The sequence below is a fragment of the Paraburkholderia sediminicola genome, assembly GCF_046027355.1.
GTDB lineage: Bacteria > Pseudomonadota > Gammaproteobacteria > Burkholderiales > Burkholderiaceae > Paraburkholderia > Paraburkholderia sediminicola_B.
In genome coordinates this window covers 245,602-253,163 of record NZ_JAQQEK010000013.1, presented here as the reverse complement: position 1 = coordinate 253,163, position 7,562 = coordinate 245,602, and the positions used below count along the sequence as shown (strand labels likewise).

Genomic DNA, 7,562 nt, shown 5'->3' with positions numbered 1-7,562 from the left:
TGTCGATGAGAAGAAGCACGATTCGTCGACGTCCGCATTGATCGCGCGGGCGCGCGCGGCGTTGAAGAAGTAATCGCGAGCGGCGCGGTGGGTCGCGCCGCTGAAGTTACGCTGACGTGATTGGCGCACATGCCTGTTGGCAAGGTGGGCCGGAACGAGAAAGCGGGCCCTTGTGGCCCGCTTTGCTTTTCTAGCGACGCTCGACGTCCGCTCAGGCGAGACGTCCTGCCTCGATGGTCACCGTCGTATCGCAGCGGCGCGCCAGTTCGATGTCATGCGTGACGAGAATCAACGTAGCGCCGTTCGCACGGTTCATCTCGAACATCAGATCGATCACAGCGTGACCGGTGGCGGCGTCGAGACTGCCGGTCGGTTCGTCGGCGAAGAGGATTGCCGGGTGTGTGACAAACGCGCGCGCGAGCGCCACGCGTTGCTGCTCGCCACCCGAGAGCAGCTTCGGATAGTGACTGGTGCGCTTGCCGAGACCCACCTGCTCGAGCAAGCCGCGCGCGCGCGTTGCGGCCTCGCGCGTGCCAATGCCGCCTTGCAGTTCCAGCGGCAACGTAACGTTCTCGAGCGCCGTCAAATGAGGCATCAGTTGAAACGACTGGAACACGAAGCCGACGGAGCCGCTGCGCAATGCGGCGCGCTCGTCTTCGTTCAGTTCACCGAGTTCGCGGCCGAGCAACCGAACCGAGCCTGAGCTCGCGCTGTCCAATCCTGCGAGCAAGCCGAGCAGCGTAGACTTGCCCGACCCGGATGCACCGACGATTGCCACACTGCTGCCGGCATCGATAGCAAGATCGATATCGTCGAGAATCGTCAGTTCGCCCGTTGCATCCTTAACCTTCTTGCACAAACCCCGCACTTCAATGACTGGATCAGTTTTGTTTAGCATGGTGAAGCGTAGGTTGAAAGTGCGTGCCATGACGTCTCGCGCCACGGCGCTGACAACGGCATGCGGCTTTGCCGTGGCCGCCACCCTGTTTTCAGTGAGCCTCGCGGCCCGGGCCGCCAACGCGCCCGAACCGGCCAAGCCGGTGATCGTCGTGCTCGGCGACAGCATCTCCGCCGAATACGGCCTGCCCCGCGACACGGGCTGGGTTGCCTTGATGCGCCAGCGCCTCACCGACGAGCGAATCGATTATAGCGTCGCCAATGCGAGCATCAGCGGCGACACCACGAGCGGCGGACGAGCCCGCTTGCCGGCGCTCATGCAACGGCTGAAGCCGAGCATCGTGATCGTCGAACTCGGCGCCAACGACGCGTTGCGCGGCGTGCCGCTCTCCACCACCGAAGACAACCTGCGCACGATCATCGAGCAGGCTCAGCAAGGTCACGCGAAGGTCGTGCTGGTGGGCATGTATGTGCCGCCTAATTACGGCCCGGACTACACGCAAAAGTTCCACGGCTTGTACGGCGAACTTTCGAAGCAACTGCGTGTGCCGCTCGTGCCGTTTCTGCTCGCCGGCATCGCCGACAAACCGGACATGTTCCAGGCCGATCAGATTCATCCGACCCAGCAGGCACAGCCAGTGCTGCTCAACAACGTGTGGCCCGCAGTCAAGCCACTCCTTCGCACAAGTTCGCCGCACTGAAAAGTCTGCTAACAACTTGTTTCCAGAACTGCGGGAACGCGGATCGGTAAGTTCTCTCTGACACTTTCGTAATCCCGCGTAACCGGCTCGATTTTGAGCGACTTTTGAGGAGATAACGTGAAATATTTACCGTTAATCGCTTTGACCGTGGCAATTTCTGCCTGCGCCGCTCAACCACCCGCTGGCGTTCAATCCGTTGGTCAAAGCCAGCAACCGCCGAAGGCTGTCGCTACCTGCATCGCGCAGAAGTGGGCTGACAGTTCGCAGCAGCAAGTGGTCTCGCAAGACACGTTGGCTAACGATCAAGCCATGGACGTCTATGTTCCGGGTCAGCAGCCGCCTAATGGCGCCGCCGCTGTCGTACGCCCGTCGTACACCGGCAAGGGTACGTGGGTCGGCTTCCGCGCGAATGGCGCTGCGGGCAGCGACGCCACGGGTGCAATCAGCGGCTGCCTGTAACGCCTGCAACGTGCCGCAGTAAATCGTTTGACGAGCTTGCACTCGTCAAATGAAAAGCCCCGCAATTGCGGGGCTTTTTTGTGTTTGCGCGGTGTTACTCGCCGCTCGCCTGGGCATTGCTGCTGTCGAGCGAACCGTAGAACTTCACCTTTGACCGTGCACGCAGCGCTTCGACGTAGGCCTCTGCTTCGGACTGCGCATCGACTTGCGCGATCTGTTGCTGCGCTGCAGCCAGACGTTGCGGATCGACCGTGTTACCCGCTACCACTGCGTTCACGCGATAGATCGCATAGCCGTCGTCGCCGAGATCCACGCCGACGTAAGCCGGCAATTTTTGCGCGTCCGCCTTGTAGATTGCACTCAATGCGGCCGGCGGCACGCCTTGCGCGTCGTTGCGCGACACCTTCAACGGCGACGAGAAGCCCGTGGTCGCCTTCGACTTGTCGAACTCGGCCAGTTTGGCCACGCCGTCCTTGTGAGCCGCTTCGTCCGATTGAACCGCGATCACCTTCTGACGCACGGCGTCCTTGACGGCGTCGAGCGCGGGCACCGCCGCGGCCTTGTAGTCGGTCACGCGCGCCGCGATCAACGTGTTGCCGCCGACGTCGATGGCCTGCGTGTTGTTGCGTGCCGTGGTGGCGTCGCTAGCGAACACCGCGGCGAGGAACTTCGCGTTGTTCAGCGGGCTGTCAGGCGCGAGCTTCGGATCCGGCTGCGGCGTGACCGTGGCGGTCTGCACTTGCAGCTTGTACTTGTCGGCGGCCGGCTGCAGGCTCTTGGCCTTTTCATAGACGATCGACGTGAAGCCTTCCGAATCGTCGGTGAATGCCTTGCTGGCCAACTGCGTCTTCAGGTCTTTCGAGATCTGATCTTTCACTTCGTCGAACGGCTTCGTGACCGCCGGCTTCACGTCCGTCGCCTTGACGATGTGATAACCGAAGTCGGTCTGCACGATGCCGCTGACTTCGTCTTTCTTCAGCGCGAACACGGCGTCGTCGAACGCCTGGCCGCCCGCGATCATGCCGCGGCCGAAGTAACCCAGATCGCCGCCCTTCGACGCCGAACCCGGGTCCTGCGAATTCTGCTGCGCGATCTGCGCGAACTGGTCCGGATGCGCCTTGATCTGCGTGAGCAACTCTTCGGCCTTCTGTTTGGCCTTGGCTTTGTCGGCCGCGCTCGCGTCTTTCGGCGCCGCGATCAGGATGTGGCTCGCACGCACCTGGCCGTCGGTGCGGTAGTGCGCGATGTTGTCGTCGTAGTACTTCTTCAGATCGGCGTCGGTAGGCTGCGCGGAAGCCGCGAGCGTGGCCGGCGACATCACGAGATACTGGATCGTGGCCGTAGCGGGCGTAGCGAATTCGTTGCGATGCGCGTCGTAATACGCTTGCAGTTGCGCGTCGGTAGGCTGCACCTTCGCGGCGTAGTCGCGCGGATGGAACGCAATGCCCTGCACCTCGCGCTGTTGCTCCGCGAGTTCGGTCAGATGCTGTGCGAGCGTTTTCGACGTGAACGCGCTGCCTTGAATGCTGGCCGGCAACTGCTGCGTGGCGATGCTGTAACGCACGCGCTCGTCGTACTGGTCGGGCGTCATGCCCTGCATGGCGAGCAACTGCTTGTAGCGGTCGACGTCGATCGTGCCGTCAGGATTCTTCAGCGACGAGATGACCGGATCGCTCATCAGCACACGGCGCACGGCGTCGTCAGACGCGGTCAGGTGCAGGCGCTGTGTTTCATCGGCCAGCACGCGTTGCTCAATCAGACCGTCGAGCATCTGAGCGCGGCGTTCCGGCGTGTCGAACGACTTCATGTCGAACTGCGCGCCGAGCATCTGACGGGCGCGGTCGAGTTGCTGACGCGTCGCGTTGTCGTATTCGGCGCGCGTGATCTTGTGACCGTTGACGCTCGCGACGTTTGCACTTTCGTCAAAGAAGCCGCGAAAGCCCTGAATACCCACAAAACCCAACCCCGGCACAATGACGAGGATGAGCATGAACATCATCAGGCGTTTGTGATTACGGAAAAAATCGAGCATGCGTGAGGAGTGCCAAAAACAGAACGCCCGATCTTACAACAGCGGGCAATAAAAAAGGCGAACCGGAGTTCGCCTTTCGAGGATACTGGCGGAGTGGACGGGACTCGAACCCGCGACCCCCGGCGTGACAGGCCGGTATTCTAACCGACTGAACTACCACTCCTTATATACTGCGCTGAAACACTTAAACGAATCTGAAACTGGTGGGTGCTGAGAGGCTCGAACTCCCGACCTACGCCTTGTAAGGGCGCCGCTCTACCAACTGAGCTAAGCACCCGTTTCACGATTCAGTGCTTCTTTCTTGCTTCCTTCTGTCCGCCGCCTGATTTTCGTCGATTGACGTCCCTCAAGCAGCAAGCCCGTTAGTTTAGCGCATCCTTCAGAGCTTTGCCAGGCCTAAATTTGGGGACCTTGGCCGCCTTGATCTTGATGGCAGCGCCGGTGCGCGGATTGCGCCCGGTGCGCGCGGTACGCTTGCCGACAGCGAACGTGCCGAAACCGACCAACGTCACCGAACCGCCCTTCTTCAACGTACCTTTAACACCATCAATCACAGCGTCGAGTGCACGGCCTGCCGCTGCCTTCGAAATGTCGGCTTGCTGCGCAACGTGATCGATCAATTCCGTCTTGTTCATTCCAACCCCCGAGAATGTTTATGGCAATCGTGACGGCGCTCTCTTAGCGCCTGGCATCACGCGGCCGGCGGGCAACGCCGGGCGCAATCATTAGAATTGGCCGAAACCCTTGTGTCAAGCGGGGTTGAGCCTGATTTGGGTGGTTTTCGAGGGGGCCTCCTATAACAAAATGTTGCCGCGAATCGATGCACATACAACCAGTCGGCAAGCGCACTGCAGCTTTGCTCAATAGGTGGGAAAACGCGCCTCGCGAGACGCTTGATGGAAGTCGCGCGGGCAATAAAAAACCCGCGGCCGTGACCGCGGGTTTTCTTCAAGCAAACAGCTTCGTTGCTGACTGTCTTAGTGCTTCACGACTTCCGTTGCTGCGGCGTCCTTGCCCGGCTCCGCTGCGACCGGCGCAGCAGGCTTCGGCTCTTCTTCCGGCAACGCCGCCGGCACACGTTCGAGCGCCAGTTCGAGCACCTTGTCGATCCAGCGGACCGGCACGATTTCGATTGCGTTCTTCACGTTGTCCGGAATCTCCGTCAAGTCCTTGACGTTTTCTTCCGGAATCAGCACCAGCTTGATACCGCCGCGATGCGCCGCCAGCAGTTTTTCCTTCAGGCCGCCGATCGGCAGAACTTCGCCACGCAACGTGATTTCACCCGTCATCGCGACATCGGCGCGCACCGGAATTCCGGTCAACACCGACACCAGCGCGGTCGTCATCGCGATACCGGCGGACGGACCGTCTTTCGGCGTCGCGCCTTCCGGCACGTGAATGTGAATATCCTGCTTCTCGAACGCTTCGTCCTTGACACCGAGACGGCGCGAACGCGAACGAACCACCGAGCGTGCTGCCTCGACCGATTCCTTCATCACGTCGCCGAGCGAACCCGTGCGGATCACATTGCCCTTGCCCGGCATCACCGCGGCTTCAATGGTCAGCAGATCGCCGCCCACTTCCGTCCACGCGAGACCCGTGACCTGGCCAACCTGATTTTCCTTTGCGGCCAGACCGAAGTCGTACTTGCGCACGCCGAGGAACGTATCGAGATTGCTGCCGTCGACCTTCACCGCGCCTTCCGCCTTCTTCAGCAGAAGCATCTTCACGACCTTGCGGCAGATCTTCGAAATTTCACGCTCGAGCGAACGCACGCCCGCTTCACGCGTGTAGTAACGAATGATGTCGCGGATCGCGGTTTCCGTCACATCGACCTCGCCATCCTTGAGGCCGTTGTTCTTCTTCTGCTTGGGCAAAAGATAACGTTGCGCGATGCTGACCTTCTCGTCTTCCGTGTAACCCGACAGACGGATCACTTCCATCCGGTCGAGCAACGGCGGCGGAATGTTCAGCGAGTTCGACGTCGCCACGAACATCACGTCCGAGAGATCGAAGTCGACTTCGACGTAGTGATCGGCGAACGTATGGTTCTGTTCCGGATCGAGCACTTCGAGCAGAGCCGACGACGGATCGCCGCGGAAATCCTGACCCATCTTGTCGACTTCGTCGAGCAGGAAGAGCGGATTGCGCACGCCGACCTTGGTCAGGCTTTGCAGAATCTTGCCGGGCATCGAACCGATATACGTACGACGGTGACCGCGAATCTCGGCTTCGTCGCGCACGCCGCCGAGCGCCATACGCACGAACTTGCGGTTCGTGGCGCGAGCGATCGACTGACCCAGCGACGTCTTACCGACACCCGGAGGCCCAACGAGGCACAGGATCGGCGCTTTGACCTTGTCGACACGTTGTTGGACCGCGAGATACTCGAGAATGCGTTCCTTCACTTTCTCGAGACCGAAGTGGTCTTCGTCGAGCACGCGTTCCGCATTCGAGAGGTCGTTGTTGACCTTGCTCTTCTTGCGCCACGGCAAGCCGATCAGCGTGTCGATGTAGTTGCGCACGACCGTCGCTTCAGCCGACATCGGCGACATCAGCTTGAGCTTTTTCAGCTCGGCGTCGGCCTTCTTCTTGGCTTCCTTCGGCATGCGGGCAGCCGTGATGCGCTTCTCGAGTTCTTCGAGGTCCGCACCTTCTTCGCCTTCGCCGAGTTCCTTCTGGATTGCCTTGACCTGTTCGTTCAGGTAGTACTCGCGCTGGCTCTTTTCCATCTGGCGTTTCACACGCCCACGGATGCGCTTTTCGACCTGCAGGATGTCGATCTCGGCTTCGAGTTGCGCGAGCAGATGCTCGAGCCGTTCGATGACCGGGAACATTTCGAGGATGTGCTGCTTCTGGTCGAGCTTGAGCGGCAGATGCGCCGCGATCGTGTCGGCCAGACGCCCGGCTTCGTCGATACCTGACAGCGACGTCAGGATCTCCGGCGGGATTTTCTTGTTCAGCTTCACATACTGGTCGAACTGCGACACGATCGCGCGGCGCAGCGCTTCAGTTTCAGCGCTGTCGGCGTGGTCGGGTTCGAGCGGCATGACTTCGCACGAGAACTGCGTTTCCTGTTCTTCGATGGAAAGCGTTTTCGCGCGCTGCAAGCCTTCGACAAGCACCTTCACGGTGCCATCGGGCAGCTTCAGCATTTGCAGGATGTTGGCGACACACCCTACTTCGTACATGTCCTTTTCGGTCGGCTCATCTTTCGCAGCCGTTTTCTGGGCGACGAGCATGATGTGCTTGCCGCCTTCCATCGCTGCTTCGAGAGCCTTGATCGACTTCGGGCGGCCTACGAAGAGCGGAATCACCATGTGCGGGAAGACGACTACGTCACGCAGCGGGAGCAGCGGGAGCGTAATGCGTTCCGGCGGAAGGAGTTGGGTTCCTGACATTTCATTTCCCCATGAGTGGAATCAGTTCGTTCGATAGGTGAGGCCAGCAGAAAAGATTGCAAGCCTCCGCGT

6 protein-coding genes and 2 tRNA genes are annotated in these 7,562 nt (G+C 60.5%); 2 read left to right on the top strand and 6 right to left on the bottom strand.

The features are described 5' to 3' along the window. Positions 1-211: 211 nt before the first annotated feature. A complete protein-coding gene (locus PQR42_RS23400; protein WP_106307454.1) occupies positions 212-898 on the bottom strand; it encodes an ABC transporter ATP-binding protein in 687 nt (228 codons plus the stop codon). A gap of 28 nt (positions 899-926) precedes the next feature. Between PQR42_RS23400 and PQR42_RS23395 the strand changes: the two genes are divergently transcribed. Together PQR42_RS23395 and PQR42_RS23390 are read left to right on the top strand one after the other, a co-directional pair. Further along, positions 927-1,598: an arylesterase gene (locus PQR42_RS23395; RefSeq protein ID WP_408387427.1), complete on the top strand. Its 672-nt coding sequence runs from the start codon at positions 927-929 to the stop codon at positions 1,596-1,598. A gap of 117 nt (positions 1,599-1,715) precedes the next feature. Beyond that, the gene (locus tag PQR42_RS23390) at positions 1,716-2,057 is read left to right on the top strand and encodes a hypothetical protein (protein WP_132374693.1); all 342 of its coding nucleotides are present in this window, start codon (positions 1,716-1,718) and stop codon (positions 2,055-2,057) included. 94 nt (positions 2,058-2,151) lie between these two features. On the opposite strand, the gene PQR42_RS23385 is transcribed toward PQR42_RS23390, so the two are convergent. From PQR42_RS23385 to lon, 5 genes are all read right to left on the bottom strand, one after another. Next, positions 2,152-4,089: a SurA N-terminal domain-containing protein gene (locus PQR42_RS23385; RefSeq protein WP_408387428.1), complete on the bottom strand. Its 1,938-nt coding sequence runs from the start codon at positions 4,087-4,089 to the stop codon at positions 2,152-2,154. Between the two features lie 86 nt (positions 4,090-4,175). Further along, positions 4,176-4,252, bottom strand: a tRNA-Asp gene (locus tag PQR42_RS23380). A gap of 38 nt (positions 4,253-4,290) precedes the next feature. Then, a tRNA-Val gene (locus PQR42_RS23375) sits at positions 4,291-4,366 on the bottom strand. 85 nt (positions 4,367-4,451) lie between these two features. Next, entirely contained in the window at positions 4,452-4,724 is a 273-nt protein-coding gene (locus PQR42_RS23370) for an HU family DNA-binding protein (protein ID WP_012432917.1), read from the bottom strand. 342 nt (positions 4,725-5,066) lie between these two features. Further along, the gene (gene lon, locus PQR42_RS23365; RefSeq protein ID WP_095419430.1) at positions 5,067-7,490 is read right to left on the bottom strand and encodes an endopeptidase La; all 2,424 of its coding nucleotides are present in this window, start codon (positions 7,488-7,490) and stop codon (positions 5,067-5,069) included. Positions 7,491-7,562: the final 72 nt, after the last annotated feature.